Genomic DNA, 15717 nt, shown 5'->3' on the forward strand with positions numbered 1-15717 from the left:
GCATCGGACGGACATCGAATCCCGAACAGGCCACATCAAGGTTGCCCATGCTCGAGACCACAGCACTGCCAAGGAAAGCGACGCTGCCCCCACCACTGGACACGCGGTATCAAGTCGAAACGCCCGAAGGCATCGACTTGCCACTGCGCCCGGCCGGGTTGATGGTTCGTGCGCTGGCGTTCTCCATCGACCTCGGGTTGCGCGGGCTGATACTCGGCGTGCTGTTTATCGTGTTGGCGTTTCTGGGAAAACTCGGTGCCGGGCTGGGCTCGATCCTGCTGTTCGGGGTCAGCTGGTGGTACATGGTGCTGTTCGAGGTCCTCAATCAGGGCCGTTCGCCGGGCAAACAATGGATGGGGTTGCGCGTGGTACATGACGACGGCACCCCGATCGGATGGTCCGCCTCGCTGTTGCGTAACCTGTTGCGATTCGTCGACCTGTTGCCGTTTGGCTACTTCCTCGGCGCCATCAGTTGCCTGCAACACCCCTCCTTCAAACGCCTCGGTGACCTGGCCGCCGGCACGCTGGTGATCTACCGCGAACAGCCATTGACCCGACCGCAACTGCCCGACGTCCAGCCTCGGCGCCCGGCCTTTGCCCTGACGCTACCCGAGCAACGTGCCGTCCTCGGGTTTGCCGAGCGCCAGGGCGAACTTTCCGAGGCGCGCAGCCATGAACTCGCGTCCATCCTTGCCCAACCCTTGCAGGTTCCCGCGCCACGCGCCGTGGCGGAACTTAACGCCATCGCTCGTGGTTTGTTGGGGCCCGCATGAAGCAAAGCCTTTTCGAAAATCGCCACAAGGCCGAATGGGCGCGGTTTTCCCTGGTGCTCGAACAGCTGGAGCGCGGCAAGGACGCTTCCGGTATCGCCAGTTTCCCGAAAGACTATCGACGGCTCTGCCAACAACTGGCACTGGCTCAGGAACGGGGCTACAGCAGTTTCCTGATCGACTCGTTGCAGCAACAAGTGCTGCGCGGGCATCAACAGCTTTACCGGCATCGCAGTCGACTGGGCGCCAACATACTGAGCTTTATCCTTGCCGGCTTCCCGCGGCTGGTGCGCGAACAATGGCGCTTTGTGCTCGCCGCCAGCCTGATGTTTTTTGGCAGTCTGATCGGCTTCGCGCTACTGGTGTATCTGTTCCCGGACCTGGTCTACAGCCTGATCCCGGCCGAGCAGGTCAGTGAGATGCAAAGCATGTACGACCCAGTCGCCGGCCACTTGGGCCGCTCGGCGGAACGCGCCGCCAGCGAAGACTGGGTGATGTTCGGTTACTACATCATGCACAACATCGGCATCGCCTTTCAGACCTTCGCCAGCGGGTTGCTGTTTGGTCTGGGCAGCGCATTTTTCCTGCTGTTCAATGGCTTGATGATCGGTGCGGTGGCGGGACACTTGACGCACATCGGTTTCGGGCAAACCTTCTGGTCCTTCGTGATTGGTCACGGCGCGTTCGAACTGAGCGCCATCGCCCTGGCCGGTGCCGCCGGCCTGCAACTGGGCTGGGCGTTGATCGCGCCGGGACGCCTGCCCCGCGCCGAAGCGTTGCGACTGGCAGCGCGCAAAAGCGTGTTGCTGATCTGCGGCGTCATGCTGTTTCTGCTGATTGCCGCGTTTATCGAAGCCTACTGGTCGTCGATGACCGCGCCGGCCCCCATGACCAAATACCTGGTCGGCGCCGCGCTCTGGTTGTTGGTGGCGACTTACTTGCTGTTTGCCGGACGGACCCGCCATGCGCCTGAGTGATGCCACGGTCGTCATCCGCCCGCGCAACTCCTGGGAAGCCATGGACCTGGGCGTGCTGCTGAGCCAGCGCCATCGACAGTTGCTGATGACCAGTTGGGCCATCATCACCTTGCCGATCTTCGCGCTGCTCAGCTTTTTCCTGTGGGATTCACCCTCCCTCGCCGTGTTTATCTTTTGGTGGTTGAAACCGGCATTCGAGCGCTTGCCGCTGTATATCCTGTCCAAAGCCATGTTCGGCGAAACGCCCACCTTGAAACAGGCGCTGCGCCAATGGCCGAACCTGCTCAAGCCACAACTGTTGGCCAGCCTGACCTGGCGACGCCTGAGCCTGAGCCGCAGCTTTCTGATGCCGGTGGTGCAACTCGAAGGCCTGGCGGGCGATGAACGACAGCAGCGCTTGCGGGTGTTGCTGCAGCGCAACGCCGGTGCAGCGCAGTGGTTGACGATCATTGGCGTGCACCTGGAAAGCGCGCTGTGGATTGGCCTGATGGTGCTGTTCTATATGTTCCTGCCACAGCAGGTTGAACTCGACTGGAGCTGGCAGACCTTGATCGACGTGGCCAGCCAGGACTGGCGCTGGCTGGAACACCTGACGAATTTCTTTTACGTGCTGGTGCTGATTGTCTGGGAACCGATCTACGTGGCCTGCGGTTTCAGCCTTTATCTGAATCGGCGCACGGTGCTGGAAGCCTGGGACATCGAACTGGTGTTCCGCCGATTGCGCCAACGCCTCAACACTACGGCGGTCACTCTGCTGCTGGCAGCGATAATGCTGGTGCCGACCACGCAAAACGTCTGGGCCGCCGAGCCGGTCATTACCCCGGACAGCCCACGTCTGCTGGACCAACCACTGACCAGCCAGGCCTCTAGGGACACCATCAAAACAATCCTCGATCAGCCCCCGTTCACGAACAAGGAAACGGTGACCCGCTATCGATTTGGCGAAGACAAACCCGACACCAAAACCCCGGAGGACGGGAAAACACCCGAATGGCTGAAAGCTTTGGCCAGTCTGCTCGACAGCCAGCGTTTCGGCTTTATTGCCAACCTGATTGAAGTTCTGCTCTGGGCCGCCGTAATGAGCGCCATCGGCGTGTTGATCTGGCGTTACCGCGAGTGGTTGCAGGCATTCGTCAGTCGTAGGCCGGTGTTGAGCCGACGAGCCGCGCGTCCGTTACCGCAGCAAGCATTCGGCCTGGACCTGAGCCGCGAAACCCTGCCCGCCGACATTGCCGCCAGCGCTGAAAGTCTCTGGCAAACCAACCCGCGCGCGGCCCTCGGGTTGCTCTATCGCGCCCTGCTCAGCCATTTGTTGCACGACCACAACATGACACTGAAACCCGCCGACACCGAAGGCGAGGTGCTGCAACGCGTCGAACAACTGCACCAACCGGCCTTGCTCGCTTTCAGCAAAACCTTGACCGGGCACTGGCAAAACATGGCCTACGGGCATCGATTGCCACCCGCGCATTTGCAACAGGAACTGTGTGACGGCTGGCGAACCTTGTTCGGCCCGGGAGCCGTCCGTTGAACCGGCGCTGGTGGCTTTCGGTCGGCGTGTTCATCACCGTACTGGTGGGCGCGCTGAGTGTTTATCTGTACCTGAAAGCCACGCCGTATCAGGCCGAAATCGATCACGGCCCCACGCCCGAAGCCCAGGCCAATCCCTATCTGGCCGCCGAGCATTTCCTGCGCAAACAGGGTCTGACCGTCGGCCATGCCAACAGTCTCGACGTGCTGCCCAGTCTCGATCCGCATCAGCACAGCCTGTTGTTGCTCGGTGATCGCTACAACATGACCCCACGCCAGATTGATCAAGTGATGAACTGGACCCGGGCCGGCGGGCGCCTGTTGTTTGTCGCCCAGTCGCTGTGGGATGAAAAGACCGGCCAGAGCAATGACCTGCTGCTCGATCGCGTGCAGGTGCATCAGTCGCTGAGCAAAGACCTCAAGGAGCCTCCACCGGACATCCTTGACGACCCGTTCCCCAAACTGACCAAGCTGTACCTGGAAGACGAGAACGCGCCGGCCTACGCCAGTTTCGATACGGCGTTCCACCTCGAAGACCCGAATAACCTCGCGCAAGCCTGGGCCAACAGTGGCAAGGCCACGCACATGATGCAGTTGAAACACGGGCTCGGCTCGATCATCGTCGTCACCGACGCCGACCTGTGGAAAACCCCGGCCATTGCCCAATACGACAATGCCTGGCTGCTCTGGTACCTGACCGCCGACACGCGCGTGACCCTGCTATTCAATACCGACCACGACAGTCTGCTGACCTTGCTGCTGCGCAACTTCCCTCAGGCGTTGATCGCCCTCATCGCCCTGATTGGTCTTGCGCTCTGGCATGTCGGGGTACGCCAGGGTCCGCTGCTGGCACCGGCGTCGAAAGGTCGCCGGCAACTTCAGGAACACCTGCGCGCCAGCGCAGATTTCATGCTGCGCCGCAGCGGTCAGCACAGCCTGTTGCAAGCCTTGCAGCAAGACATCCTGCGCCGTGTCCGCCACCGACACCCCGGCTTTGAACAACTCGGCGTCGCCGAACAATGGCTGGTGCTCGCGCGCCTGACCGGCCAGCCCACACGCGCCATCAGCCAGGCGATGAGCCCGCGACCGAAACAGCGGCTGTCCAGCGCTGAGTTCAGTCGACAGGTCGCCCACCTGCAAACCTTGAGGAACACGCTATGAGTCAACAGATCGAGCCCGGCAGCGCGACCCACGCCGCCCAGCAACGCCAGCGCGCCAGTCAGTTGGCCCAGGCCGTGCGCAATGAGTTGCAAAAAGCCGTGATCGGACAGAACAGCGTGATTGACGACGTTCTCACTGCACTGATCGCCGGCGGCCACGTGTTGCTCGAAGGTGTGCCGGGGTTGGGCAAGACACTGCTGGTACGTGCCCTCGCCCGCTGCTTCGGCGGCGAATTTGCGCGCATTCAGTTCACCCCGGACCTGATGCCCAGCGACGTCACCGGGCACGCGGTCTACGACCTGAACACCGAGCAGTTCAAACTGCGCAAGGGTCCGATATTCACTAACTTGCTGCTGGCTGACGAGATCAACCGTGCGCCGGCGAAAACCCAGGCCGCGTTACTTGAGGCCATGCAGGAACGCCAGGTCACTCTGGAAGGCCGCGCCTTGGCCATCGTGCAACCGTTCATGGTGCTTGCCACGCAAAACCCGATCGAACAGGAAGGCACGTATCCACTGCCCGAAGCTGAACTCGACCGCTTCATGCTCAAGGTGCGCATGGATTACCCCGACGCCGATCAAGAGCTGAACATGGTCCGCCAGGTCAGCCGCTCGACCCGCGCCGACATGCTCGACGTGCAACCGCTGCGCACCGTGTTGCAAGCCAAGGACGTGATGGCCTTGCAGCGCATCGCCAGCGACCTGCCGCTGGACGATCAAGTCCTCGATTACGCCGTGCGCCTGGCCCGCACTACTCGCACCTGGCCAGGCCTGACCCTCGGCGCCGGGCCACGCGCTTCCATTGCCCTGGTGCGTTGCGCCCGAGCCCGCGCGCTGCTGCGTGGCGGCGACTTCGTGATCCCGGATGACATCAAGGGTTGCGCCTTGTCAGTGCTGCGCCATCGCGTCCGGATCGCCCCCGAGTTCGACATCGAAGGGCTGGATGTCGATCAGGTGCTCAAGCAGTTGCTCGATCAAGTGCCGGCGCCGCGTCTGTGAAACCGTCGCGCCTGTTGCTGATCTGGCTCGCCATCTTGCTCGCCATCGGCATCGTGCTGGGCATGTTGCGGGCACTGGACATCGACATGCCCTCAACCCTGTTGTCGATCAACTGGGGATTGTTGCTGGCGCTGCTGGCCCTGGCCGTTCTCGACGCCGTTCGCCTCAAGCGTTTGCCCTCGCCACGCCTCCAACGCCAAATGCCCGGCAGCCTTGCACTCGGCCGTTGGAGCGAAGTGCGGCTGGAGGTCGAGCATGACTTTGATCAACCACTGAACATCCAGATCTTCGACCATGTTCCGGAAGGCCTGAGCTTCGAAAACCTCCCGCTGCTGGGAGCACTGCAACCCGGTCAACAGAGCCTTGTGGGCTATCGATTGCGTCCCCTCAAGCGCGGCCACTTCACCTTCGAACACTGCGAAATCAACCTGCCGAGTCCAATGGGCCTGTGGTCCGGCAAACGCCTGCTGAACGTGACCGACAGCACCCGCGTCTACCCCGACTTCGCCCGTCTCTATGGCGGTGAACTGCTGGCGGTGGACAACTGGCTCAGCCAGCTCGGCGTGCGCCAGCGCCAGCGTCGCGGCCTGGGCCTGGAATTCCATCAACTGCGCGAATTCCGTGAAGGCGACAGCCTGCGCCAGATCGACTGGAAAGCCACCGCCCGCCAACGTACACCGATCGCCCGTGAGTACCAGGACGAGCGCGACCAGCAAATCATCTTCATGCTCGATTGCGGCCGCCGGATGCGCAGCCAGGACGGCGAACTCGCCCATTTCGATCACGCACTCAATGCCTGCCTGTTGCTCAGCTACATCGCCCTGCGCCAGGGTGATGCCGTGGGCCTGAGCACGTTCGCCAGTGATCGCGCGCACTACCTCGCCCCGGTCAAAGGCACGGAGCAGCTCAATGTGTTGCTCAACACCGTCTACGACCTCGACAGCACCCAACGCCCCGCCGACTACCAGGCTGCCGCCACCCAGCTACTGGCCCGCCAGAAACGCCGAGCGCTGGTGGTGCTGGTCACCAACCTGCGTGACGAAGACGACGACGAACTGCTCACCGCCGTCAAACGCCTGAGCAAACTGCATCGGGTGCTGGTGGCGAGTCTGCGCGAAGACTTGCTCGACGATTTGCGGCACCCGCCAGTGCAAACCTTGCCGGAGGCGCTGGCCTATTGCGGGACGGTGGATTACCTGAATGACCGGGCGCAACTCCATGAGCAGTTGAGTGCTCATGGAGTGCCGGTGGTGGATGCCCGGCCCTCAGAGTTGGGGGCCGGGTTGGTGACGCGGTACCTGGCATGGAAGAAAGCGGGATATCTATAAACGCCAAGCAATTAACGCTTTCCCTCAATGAAAAGGCATTAATTGCTTAGCGAAAACAGATGCCGATATCAAATAACAGTTCCGTCGTATTTATTTTGAACCTCCAGCCTCCCCCCGGCTTGTGTAGAAATAGTTGTAGCAGCCTCACCCTTTGAGTCAGTGAAATAGAAAAACTGGTTGGTGGCTCTAGTGACTCGAACCCCCGGAACCCCTTTTTTCAAAAAAACGGATGTCGCCCGAATGTGATACTTCTGCCATTCAATATCCGGCCATTGATATTCAGCAGTGGACCAACGTTCAACAGTCACATGATTATGGCCCAACGACATAGCTAATGGCGAAGACCTCACTCCCGACTCCACTAACATCAGTTGCAAGAAAAAATCTCCGTTCCTGGTCGTGTCGAGACAATTCAGTTCCCACGTCACGCCTTCTGATGTCAGCAGTTGCTCGCGCCCCAGCGAAGGTGCAACCACCACACCTAGATTGGCGGCGGGCTCTCCGCCCCATACCAGTTTTATAGGCTTGTTCAGAAACTGGCTGGAAGGTTTGGGTCGCACGGTGACCGTGTGCCTTGCACCATGGCAGGGATAGGCGCTCGCTCCAAAATCAACTGAAAACTCATCAAACTTGACGTCCACTTCTTGCGCGAAATTAACTACTTCCCCCGGCAACGGCGGTGAATTCGGCAGCTGTTCAAACTCTGGCAGGGAAAAGTTCAATACAAAAGGACCGCTGTGCGCAATCTCGGTAAAAATAGACCAACTCAAGGAGGTCGTGCCCTTTGCCATCTCACACCGTTGCTCCAAAGGCGGATCAAAAACCAGACCTTGCTCCTCCACGTCCGACGCGTATTCCAGAGTAAGAAATCCTTCAGGTGCGCCTATCAGCCAACTGTATTTATAGTCCAGTTTAAGGGTGCAAACCTCTCCCGAAACCAAATTCAACTTTACGTCAAGCCAATCTACTTCTACATCATTTACGTAAGGTCTGAACTCTTGCAGCCAAGTAGAACTGGAAGTAGAAGTAGAAGTAGAAGTAGAAGTAGAAGTAGAAGTAGAAGTAGAAGTAGACATATTTGGCACCAACTCAAACTCAATAAATTTCGCTTCCCACCCGCCAAATCCTCCCGTCACGACAGCTTGTAGAAGCCCCTTTCTTACGCCTGGCATCCTGAACTCCACCCAGGCATTCCCTTCAGCATCTGTCCTCGTCGGAGCAATTGTCCTGTCGGGGTAATCCCACCTCACCTCAACATCCTGCAAAGGTTCGCCTGTCTGCGCTGAAACCACATTAGCGACCGCCGAAACCAATTCACCCAGATGACCATTGGGCTTCGGACTACAGAGCGTCTGTATTTTCCGAGGCTCGTTCAATACATATGAAAGCTCAACTGATTCTGAATAGTCCTTACCCCCTACCGTTGCGGTCAGCCCAGCCTCTCCGGGCGTAGTTGGAACAAACCGCACTCTCGCCACACCGTAATAATCAGTCTCTGCAGTCACAACTCCAAGGTCCGGGCTTCGCCACGTGACAACCCACCCCACCATCGGCTTGCCACTGATCACCGACACCACCGTGACCTGCCCGACCAATGCCTGGCCCCAGTCCAGTGTCTGGAAAGCGCTGCTGTTGCTGCTGATTTTCAGCACCTGCGAGCCTTCCCCGAGGGACATCGGGTTAGCCGGCGACAGGCTCGCCAGCCGCTCGGACGACAGACGGAGCGCGAAACTTGCATCCCTGAGATCGGCCACCTTGAACTGGTAGTTCAACCCCATGTCGCCGTGAAACAGTCGAGGCACGCCGAGCCCGGCCGATTGAAAGTTGATTCCCAACGCCTCCGGTCCTGCCCCCGTCATTCCCAGTATCAAGTGCCGGCCAGACAGCGGGCTGTTTGCCGCCGCCCTTAAATCAATCGAATGTGTGCCCTTGCGACGGGGGAAGCAGGTGTGCTGGCTCCAGCGCTTGAATTCTTTCTGATCAAAGCTGACCTCCAGCCCCTCCCAGGGATCAGTGGCCAGCGCCCGGACCGTCGTGTCGCGTTGCTCCTTGAAGCCGTCGTACAGGCTCTCCACTTCGGCCGTCACTTGGTACGCCTGATCAGCATTTTCCGGCGAAAAAGCAAACCCGGACCAGCCATCCGCATCGGTTGGCACCACGCTTGAGCCCATCCATTTCACCGGCACCTCACCCACGGCCTGCCCGGTAAAGTGCGAGCACACCTGAACCCAGTTCCAGGCCGGTTCCTGCCCGACCACCGGATCCACGGCCGATTCGCGCCACGTCTCGATCCTGACCTTGTTATGCGCCAGCTTCATCGGCGTCACGGTGGCCACAAACTCCAGCTGAGGAGTGCCAGGGTCAGGGCAAACTCGCCCCTATCCCCACTGCGAGTAAAGTCCAATTCCCAAGGTGTGCCCCCGTCGCTGATGAGCTGCGGCACATTCAAAGCGGGGTCGATGGTTGCCTCCAGTTGGTCCGCCGGGGTTCCCGACCACGTCAGCGATGCCTTCAACCCCACCAGCGGGGTCAGCGCATTGGGCAACACGTTAAAACGGTGCTGCGCCCCCAGGCATGGATACAGAGCCTGGCCGTCAAGTACTGCCTGTACCTGATCGAGCAACAGACTCAATTCTTCTTTCGGGTCCGCCGCTATCAATCGCCCAAAAAGCTCTCGAACAATCCGTTCACCCTCCAGATGCAGCTCCAGATCGAACAGGCTGCTGATGCTGGCATTTGCCTCTGAAACAAGCTTCCACTCCACGCCGCCTGCCACTAGCACTTTGGAAACGCCAAGGTCAGTGGGCACCAGTCCGATATCCGGCGCGGCACCTCGCCAATGCAAACTGATATTTGCGTCGACCCATCCACTGCCAGCGATGGGCTCGACTTTCAGGGTATGGGTCTGACCACGCCGACAGAGCAGTCCAAGCTCAACACGATCGACTTCCTCCCCATCAAGCAGGATCTTGACCTCACTCTTCCAGGGGTTGGCCGCTGCCGCCACCACATCAAATGGCCATTCAACGGCAACGGTTTCCAGATGGGCACGGACGCTGGCAGTGACGACATACTGTATGGCCTGACTTGGCGCAAACAGAAAACCGGCCCAGCCACCGGCTCCCGAACGGGTCGAGCTCCTGGCCTCGACGCTTCCGCTGTCCTTGCGCTGAGCCACCCAGTCAACCAGTGCACCGATGACCGGTTCACCCGCCCCGCCGTTCAGGTCGTGCACCACCTGAACCCGCAACAACACGCTTTCGTTTTCATCTACCTCTGGTAACTTGTTGGCTTCACGCACGTCGCCGATCCTGACCACGTTACGCGCCAGCGACATGGGTTTTTTCGGTGAAGGCAGCAACAGTTTCGAACAGACCAGCGACAGCCAGAACTGGCCGTCCAGGCGATCCTCACTTGTCAGCGTCCAGGGAAGCTCGACGCCGTTGCTCGGTATCGGCAACCAATACCCAAGCGCTGGATAGACGACAACCCCCAGTTGTTCAGGCGAGTCACCGCTCCAGTGCATCGCGAGATGCGTCCCCAGCAACGGACTGGTCTCAGGCAGTTTGACAACGACGAAGTAAACAGCCCCCCGATTGGGGTAGCCGGTTTTTTCTTCCCAGCGCGTGGCAACCCCCTCGACGACCGCGGACAGCTCCCTCCACGGATCCGTGGCCAATACCCGCACGACGAACGTTTGAGTGAAGACGCCGGAGGGGTAGTACAAGCTTTCTACCGACGCTTCGATCTCGACGTCACCCGCTTGCGTCGGTTGAAAATCGAAGTACGCCCAGCCTTCGTCATTGGTCTGGGTCACGCCCAGCATCGGTTGACCGGCAAGCGTCCAGGTCACTGGCCTCCCGGTGACCGGCAACGAGGTGTAAAACGACGTCACCTGAACCCCCAACCGCACCCCCTGGCTGAATTCAAGCACCGGGTAATAAGCCGCCTCCAGGACTTCACGAAACACCAATCGATGGTGCCCCAGCGACACGCTGATCGGGTAAGGCTCTGCGGAGTACCGGTTGTGCAGGATCAATGTCAGGAGGTGGGGTTCGGCAAGGTCCAGCCACGGGCAAGTGATCTGCCATTCACGGTCAAGCGACTGATTGACGCCCCATTCCGGCGTCGCGAGCACCGCACCATCGGGGTTGTTTTCGCTGACCAGCGCCACGTGGGTGCCTAGCCAGGCGTTGTCGTCCTCAGGCTCGAACTTCAGCGTATGGGTGCCGTCCACGCACAGGTGCAATGTCCTGCCGAGTGGCGAAGGCTGGTCGTCGAGCCACACCGCTTGCAACGCCAGCGGCCCCAGTCGCAAGTCGAGTCTGATCCGGAAAATACAGATCTGCGATAAATAGTCCGAAGGCTCGTTCTTGGGGCTGAAAATGCTGAGGGTGATCACGTCCCCGCTTTTTATCGGGAGCTCCAGTTTTTCTTCATACACCCGAGGGGAGAGCGCCAGCGGCTGTCCGCTGGCCAGACGCGCCTGATCGTCCTCCCGATCACGTGCGTTGCCCGGTTCAAGCCTGATCGTCTGGACGTCCTGCGACCCCTCGACACTGATCTGAACCCATCCCGCTTCGATATGGCGTGTCTCGCACAGGAAGCTCAGGACATAGTGCGCATCGGTGCCCGGGTCTTTGGGGATGATGATGTCCTGACTGACCGACGCCTCATTCCCGGCTGCCAGAAAACGGGTGAACTCGTCGTCGTAGATTTCGTCCTGAGTACTGAGCCAACCCCTGCCCAGGTTTTTCTTCCAATGATCGGGCCACTCGGTGAAATCCCCGTTGAGAACCAGATTCTCATCGATCTGAATGTTGAGTTCACGCATCGTCGCCTGCCCCTTTGTCCTGATTGTTTTGCCGGCTGGCGATTTCCACGTTCACCATGTCTTCGACTTTGCGCGTGAAGGTCGGCTCGCCGACTTTGGCCGTGTAACGGATACGCACGATGATGTCGGTCAGCGATTCCAGCATCGACCGCTGCGGGTCTTTGCCGGCCCAGGGGAAATTCAACATCCAGCGAGAGACCAGCCCGGTATTTTCGAACGGGTTGAGCAAACCGTCATCGGGCTTCATCGCCGTCATGCCGTTATCGGCGAGGCCCATCGACAGGGCAATCTGCTGACCACTGCGCAGGTTGACCTGCACATCGGCCGGGGCCACCGCGCCGTCCGGGTTATACAGATACTTCACGGATTGGGCGGTGGCCTTGGTCGCGTTCATGCTGCTGATCTGGAGCAACGTGGCCTTGATATCCTGATAAGGCCCGGTCAGCGCTGGCAGATCGACTTCAACCAGGCTGATCTGCCGGCAGTAATGCCCTGGATGATCTTGATCGAAGAGCAATTGGGTGAGTCTGAATTCCAGCGACCCGGTGGCGCGCAGCTGTTGCCATGCAGAATCCCAGCTCTTGATTCCGGTCTGTGCATCCACCGCGTCGTCAAACAGTTGCCGCAAGGAAATGGTTTTGACCAGTTCCAGCCGCCGCTCATGGCGTTGCAGGTATTCGCGCTCCATTCGCAGAAGATGCGCACGCAAGTGCTCGCCTGCCGTCAGGCCGTGATGGCTGTCCAGCCACACCTGAGGCAACGGGATCTGCGAGTCGTAATCGCCGGTTTCGGCACTGAGTGAGTACTGGGCGCTGAGGCACAGGCTGACCACCGCGTCGTAGGCCTGTTTATGCAACGCCTTGAGCTGCCCCAACATCCAGTTGAACAGTTCGGCATTGGTCGCACGTTTTTTGAGGAAGTTGTAAATCGCCAACGCCTGACTGTTGGCCCTGAGGATTTGCTCCAGGCTGGTGCGGGCCGCCAGCACCGCCTGTTCCTGCGCGGTAATCTGAACGTCTATCGCCCGAGCCTCTGCCTGTGCCTGATCGCGCTGCAGTTTCCAATCGGCGGCGCGACGGCGGTAGGCTTCGGTAGTGGCTTGCTTGTCCGCATCGATTTGCAGTATCGAGGCGGCGATGTCCAATCCATAGCACACGGCATCGACCAATGCATCGATCCGAAAGCCACCGGCCGCCACGCCAAAAATGTTGGGACCGGCCGCAATGACGGCACCTGCGGGTTTAAGGGCTGAAGAGGTCAGCGCCAACACTTTGGACTGTTGCAGGTTATCCATGACCCTGTATTCAGTCTCCGATACGTTTTCATCATAAAGTCGCGAGTACGCCTGAGCCCGCTCCTGTGCCATCTTCCGACTGCTGGAAAGCGCGTCCACATTCGTCACCAGTTGGTCGATGGTCTGCCGTTGCATGGTCTCGGCATAGGCACCCAGTTTTACCAAATGGTCTTGCTGCATTTCCTCCTGTTCCGCCCGATCCCGGCGTTCCAGCAGGCTCAGCACCTCATTGGCGAACTCCTGCAAGGTCTGCACGGCACGTAATGCCGCCTCAAAGGTAACGCGCCAACGAAAAGCCCCCACCACCAGCCGCCCGCCCATGGGGCGCGGCCCGCCAACACCACCACTGGCGAGATCGCGCAGCAGCCGGTTGGGGTCGGTCATCGGGCTGAACAGTGGGATATCCAGCGGCGAGCCTTCGATGGTGAGGTTGTTGCGCAGGTTGAACAGGCGCTGGTCGGGCAGTGCAAACAGATCGAGCAGCCGCTGGTTGATCGGCGGCTTGAAAGGTCCGTTCGCCAATAACCCCATTCGGGGGGCGTTGTCGCAGGCGACTGGAAAATCCGCCAGACTGAAATCGAGCGCTCGTTCAAATTGCTCCAGTGCCGGCCGTGAGCCGCTGCTCTTTAAAAGCGTTTCCACTGTGGTGGTTTCCCAGCTGTTGACGGTGCGCACCGAAGGCGCCTTGCCCATCAGGAACCGGGCCTGGACATAGCACAACTTTGCCGCCACCAGGCTGTCGCGGGTCAGTTGACGGTAATACCAGTCGCCCCATGCGATGAGGTTATTGACGTACTCGGTAAACACCAGAATCTGAAAGTGCCGCGGGGCTGCATAACCGATGGCATCCGGATCGGACGAGTTCAGGGCTTCAGTGCCAGGATTACCGCGGGTCGCCAATGGCCGGCAGCGCCAGTACAGCGGCTTTGGATTCGGCACACTGGGTTCATCGGCAATGGCTTGTGGATCAAACAGGTATCGCAGCCAGTCCTGCGCTTGGGTAAAACTGTTTTCATCACGCAAGCGTGTGGCCACCAGGTGCGGCAGGTGAAAAAACAGCTCCCAGAAAAACAGCCCGTTGGCACCATCGAATGCACCGTTCGGCTCATTGAGCGGTACAGAGGTTGGAGGTGGCTCCGACAGGAACTGCGTGTCCCAGTCCAGTACGGCATCGACGGAAATGTTGGAACGTTGTACCAGTTCGGGGCCGAACAGCGAGTTCAGGCGGCAGTATTTCAGCGCCAGGTCTGCCTGGTTGAGCTTGAGAAACTGCGCGGCATCGAGGGTGTTTTTAAGCAGCTCCGCAGGGGTGAAGTGCGGAAGGTCGGCGATCGTTATTGTAAAGTTTTTGCGCCCGTAGCCAGCCCCATCCTTCCCACCAAAAGAAAAGACAGGCGCCGTACTCCATCCGCCTCTCGCCCGTCTAAAGGTTTGCCAAACGGTACTCCATTCACCCTTAATCGGAAATTCTTGTTCAATCGGTGCCGGGTCTCCGCTGGCCGGGTTGATCAACTCCAATTTCAGAAGAGCTGTGGCGCCAGAGTAATACCACTCCGTTTGCTTGCAAAAGCCCTGGACGAGAAGCACATCGTCGTTACCAACAGCGAACGCAAAGGCCCGTAGTCCCAGATAACGGATCATGCTTCCCGGTAAAGCATCAGTCACAACCATTGGCGGTCTACTGACCAAGGCATGCTGTACCGTCAAAGGTGTAGCAAATCGCACCGTCGCCTGCTCCAGCCAGCCGCCGTCATCATCGACCGCAGGACGCAACAGCACGTCGCGCGCCACCGATACTTTCAGGGCGTCTTCTCCAGACTTGCCGTTAATCAACATCACGCCCAGATTGCCCTTGGGGTACTGCTCAGTAACCAACACCGTTGCAACCAGCCGTGCATCCGCAGAGACGTCGCGAACGTGCAGCGATTCATGCAGGTTCAACGGTGCCGACCATTGGCCGTTTTGCGCCATGAAGGCCAGCTTGATAGTGAGTTGGTTGGGTAACACAACGTCAGTGGATTTATCGACTGTCTTCTCGCGCCACTCGGACCACACCACGCACAACCGCCCGTTCCAGAACACCGGACGGATATCCAGCACCTTCGCATCGGTGGGAATTTCGATCGGCTGCCATTCACTCCACGCCGCCGGATTGATGGCAGTTTCGGCGGGGCTGAGTTCAACCTCCGCCTTGCGCCAGAAATACTGGCGAGGCTCGGCCCGCGAGCAGCCGACAAAGTAGTAATCCGCTAGCGCGGGGGTTGGCGGGCGTAACGCATCCCCTCGGTAGCCGCCCATATAGGCGCTGATCACCTCAAGGTCGCAGGTCTGCTCGAACGTGTGCAGATAATTCTGCAGTGCCTTTTGAACGGAGTCGGTGTTCAGGCTGCTCTGGTTCAGGTCATTCTCGAGGGTTTTGAACAGACTGGTCTTACGCTGACGCACAAAGGGATTGATGAAGATTTCCGGGTAAATCGAGATGAGTTGCAACGCAGCCCAGTCCGGGTAATTACTGTAGAACGCCCAGGTGTCCAGGTCCGGCTTGCTGAACGGGTACTTTGCGTAACCGGGCTCCAGTTTCTGATACACCGCATGAATGTACTGCTGCGCACAACTGATCGCTTCAGCCACCCAGGAATTCTGCACCGGGTAGCTGTCCAGCGGATCCAGGCGCAGCAGTTCGAAGAGGTCCTCCGGTGTTTTCACGAAGGCATAAGACTTTTCGCCTGTCTTGTTGACCTGCCCGATGCAGTATTCCATCAATGCCAGGCGGCGCTTTTCCAGCAGATGACCCGTGTTATTCGATGCCATGATCCTTTCTCCTT

At 59.4% G+C, this 15717-nt stretch carries 9 protein-coding genes; 6 read left to right on the forward strand and 3 right to left on the reverse strand.

Features of this window, described 5'->3' with window-relative positions:
- The first annotated feature begins 47 nt into the window (after positions 1-47).
- The 6 genes from RHP74_RS24260 to RHP74_RS24285 are packed head-to-tail and all read left to right on the forward strand — an operon-like array spanning position 48 to position 6764.
- Positions 48-773, forward strand: a complete 726-nt coding sequence (locus RHP74_RS24260; protein WP_311096470.1) for an RDD family protein — start codon at positions 48-50, stop codon at positions 771-773.
- Positions 770-1747: a stage II sporulation protein M gene (locus RHP74_RS24265; RefSeq protein ID WP_145309209.1), complete on the forward strand. Its 978-nt coding sequence runs from the start codon at positions 770-772 to the stop codon at positions 1745-1747. Before RHP74_RS24260 ends, RHP74_RS24265 begins: the two co-directional genes overlap by 4 nt.
- Complete coding sequence (locus RHP74_RS24270) at positions 1734-3278, forward strand: DUF4129 domain-containing protein (protein WP_311096471.1); 1545 nt, start codon at positions 1734-1736, stop codon at positions 3276-3278. The genes RHP74_RS24265 and RHP74_RS24270 overlap by 14 nt, the downstream gene beginning before the upstream one ends.
- Positions 3275-4438, forward strand: a complete 1164-nt coding sequence (locus RHP74_RS24275; RefSeq protein WP_145309205.1) for a DUF4350 domain-containing protein — start codon at positions 3275-3277, stop codon at positions 4436-4438. Before RHP74_RS24270 ends, RHP74_RS24275 begins: the two co-directional genes overlap by 4 nt.
- Positions 4435-5436, forward strand: coding sequence for a MoxR family ATPase (locus tag RHP74_RS24280; RefSeq protein WP_010457549.1), 1002 nt, complete (start codon positions 4435-4437; stop codon positions 5434-5436). The genes RHP74_RS24275 and RHP74_RS24280 overlap by 4 nt, the downstream gene beginning before the upstream one ends.
- Positions 5433-6764, forward strand: coding sequence for a DUF58 domain-containing protein (locus RHP74_RS24285; protein ID WP_311096472.1), 1332 nt, complete (start codon positions 5433-5435; stop codon positions 6762-6764). The genes RHP74_RS24280 and RHP74_RS24285 overlap by 4 nt, the downstream gene beginning before the upstream one ends.
- 68 nt (positions 6765-6832) lie before the next feature.
- Here the strand turns inward: RHP74_RS24285 and RHP74_RS24290 are convergent, their stop codons facing one another.
- Genes RHP74_RS24290 through RHP74_RS24300 form a run of 3 tightly spaced genes read right to left on the reverse strand, consistent with a single transcriptional unit; the run spans position 6833 to position 15703 of the window.
- A complete protein-coding gene (locus tag RHP74_RS24290; RefSeq protein ID WP_311096474.1) occupies positions 6833-9091 on the reverse strand; it encodes a hypothetical protein in 2259 nt (752 codons plus the stop codon).
- Positions 9088-11598 carry a hypothetical protein gene (locus RHP74_RS24295; RefSeq protein WP_311096475.1) on the reverse strand — a complete coding sequence of 837 codons (2511 nt, stop codon included), beginning with the start codon at positions 11596-11598 and terminating at the stop codon, positions 9088-9090. Before RHP74_RS24295 ends, RHP74_RS24290 begins: the two co-directional genes overlap by 4 nt.
- Positions 11591-15703, reverse strand: coding sequence for a neuraminidase-like domain-containing protein (locus tag RHP74_RS24300; protein WP_311096476.1), 4113 nt, complete (start codon positions 15701-15703; stop codon positions 11591-11593). Before RHP74_RS24300 ends, RHP74_RS24295 begins: the two co-directional genes overlap by 8 nt.
- Positions 15704-15717: the final 14 nt, after the last annotated feature.

Origin of the sequence: Pseudomonas sp. SG20052 (assembly GCF_031766055.1) — a bacterium.
Taxonomy (GTDB): Bacteria; Pseudomonadota; Gammaproteobacteria; order Pseudomonadales; family Pseudomonadaceae; genus Aquipseudomonas; species Aquipseudomonas mandelii.

Bases quoted from the DNA above. Each gene is read 5' to 3' on its own strand.
- RHP74_RS24260 (WP_311096470.1), top strand. From the start codon at position 48: ATGCTCGAGACCACAGCACTGCCAAGGAAAGCGACGCTGCCCCCACCA.
- RHP74_RS24265 (WP_145309209.1), top strand. From the start codon at position 770: ATGAAGCAAAGCCTTTTCGAAAATCGCCACAAGGCCGAATGGGCGCGG.
- RHP74_RS24270 (WP_311096471.1), top strand. From the start codon at position 1,734: ATGCGCCTGAGTGATGCCACGGTCGTCATCCGCCCGCGCAACTCCTGG.
- RHP74_RS24280 (WP_010457549.1), top strand. From the start codon at position 4,435: ATGAGTCAACAGATCGAGCCCGGCAGCGCGACCCACGCCGCCCAGCAA.
- RHP74_RS24295 (WP_311096475.1), bottom strand. From the start codon at position 11,598: ATGCGTGAACTCAACATTCAGATCGATGAGAATCTGGTTCTCAACGGG.
- RHP74_RS24300 (WP_311096476.1), bottom strand. From the start codon at position 15,703: ATGGCATCGAATAACACGGGTCATCTGCTGGAAAAGCGCCGCCTGGCA.